Below are 2,105 nucleotides of genomic sequence, written 5' to 3' on the forward strand. Positions count from 1 at the left end.
CGCGCCGCCTGGGCCGACAGCGAGCCCGGCGACGCCGCCGACACCACCAGCGGCACCACACCGTCGTACTCCTCGGACGCGGTGACCGGCTCCTCGGGGGCCTGCTCGAAGATGAGGTGGGCGTTGGTGCCGCTCAGACCGAAGGAGGAGACGCCGGCGCGGCGCGGGCGGCCGGTGTCGGGCCAGTCCCGGGGCTCGGTGAGGAGTTCGACGGAGCCGGCCGACCAGTCGACCTGGGGGGTGGGTTCCGCCACGTGCAGGGTGGGGGGCAGGACACCGTGCCGTAGCGCCTCGACCATCTTGATGACACCGGCGACCCCGGCGGCGGCCTGGGTGTGGCCGATGTTGGACTTCACCGAGCCCAGCCACAGGGGCTGTTCGCGGTCGCGGCCGTAGGTGGCCAGCAGGGCCTGGGCCTCGATCGGGTCGCCGAGCGCCGTGCCCGTACCGTGTGCCTCGACCGCGTCGACGTCGGTCGCGGCGAGCCCGGCCGCCGCCAGCGCGCGGCGGATGACGCGCTGCTGTGAGGGGCCGTTGGGGGCGGTGAGGCCGTTGGAGGCGCCGTCCTGGTTGATCGCGCTGCCGCGGAGGACGGCGAGGACCTGGTGGCCCTTGCGGCGCGCCTCCGAGAGGCGTTCCAGGACGACCACGCCGACGCCCTCGGCCCAGCCGGTGCCGTCGGCGGTGGAGGAGAAGGCCTTGCAGCGGCCGTCGGGGGCGAGGGCCCGCTGCCGGGAGAACTCCACGAAGGTGCCCGGGGTGGCCATGATGGTCGCGCCGCCGGCCAGGGCGAGGGAGCACTCGCCGCCGCGCAGGGCCTGCGCGGCGAGGTGGATGGCGACCAGGGAGGAGGAGCAGGCGGTGTCCACGGTCACCGCCGGGCCCTCGAAGCCGAAGACGTACGAAACCCGGCCCGAGGCCACGCTGACCGCGGAGCCGGTGGCGGTGAAGCCGCCCAGCTCGGGCGGGATGTCGCCGCCGATGCCGTAGCCCTGGGTCATCACGCCGGAGAACACGCCGACGTCCGAGCCCTTCAGCGCGGACGGGTTCACACCCGCCCGCTCCAGTGCCTCCCAGGACGTTTCCAGCAGCAGCCGCTGCTGCGGGTCCATCGCCAGGGCCTCGCGCGGCGAGATGCCGAAGAAGCCCGCGTCGAACAGGCCTGCCTCGTGCAGGAAGCCGCCCTGGTCGACGTAGGAGGTGCCGATGTTCTCGGGGTCGTTGTCGAAGAGGTCGTCCACGTCCCAGCCGCGGTCGGCGGGGAAGCCGGAGATCGCGTCGCGGCCCTCCACCACCAAACGCCACAGGTCCTCGGGGCTGTTGACGTCGCCGGGCAGCCGGCAGGCCATGCCGACGACGGCGACCGGTTCGTCCGGGTCGGCCACGACGACCGTGGGGGCCGCCGCGCCGAGGGCGTCGCCGCTCGCTCCCGCCAGCTCGTCGCGGAGGAAGCGGGCGAGGGCGAGAGGGGTTGGGTAGTCGTAGACGAGGGTGGCGGGGAGGCTGAGCCGGGTGGTCTCGCGGAGCCGGTTGCGCAGCTGGACGGCGGTGAGCGAGTCGAAACCGGCGTCCTTGAACGCCTTGTCGGCCTTGACCTTCTCGGGTCCGGTGTGACCGAGGACGGCGGCCACATGGGTGCGGACCAGGTCCAGGAGCAGGGCCTCCTGCTCGGCCGGCGTCAGGCCCGCGAGCCGGCCGGCCAGACCGCTGCCGCGACCAGCGGCGATGCGGGCGGCAGCGCGCCGGCTGTGCGGTATCAGGGTGCGCAGCAGGGACGGTATGTCACCGCCGGCCGCCGCCTCGGCGCGTACGGCCCGCAGGTCCAGCTTGATCGGGACGAGGTGGCTCTCGCCGGTGTGCAGGGCGGCGTCGAACAGGTCCAGGCCCTCGTCGGAGGCGATCGCCTGGAATCCGCCGCGGTTGATGCGGGCCTGGTCGACGTCGTTCAGGTGGGCGGTCATGCCGGTGGCCTGCTCCCACAGACCCCACGCCAACGACACACCCGCCAGGCCGTCGGCCCGGCGCCGCTGCACCACCGCGTCCACATACGCGTTCGCCGCCGCATAGTTACCCTGCCCCGCCGAACCGAACACCCCCGCAGCCGA

At 74.0% G+C, this 2,105-nt stretch carries 1 protein-coding gene; it reads right to left on the bottom strand.

The genetic code is table 11. The annotated features are described in order from the left end of the window. A partial coding sequence (locus ACZ3ZD_RS35890; protein ID WP_467407239.1) for a type I polyketide synthase occupies positions 1-2,105 on the bottom strand: 2,105 nt, incomplete at both ends.

This window comes from Streptomyces sp. NPDC023481 (assembly GCF_055560195.1).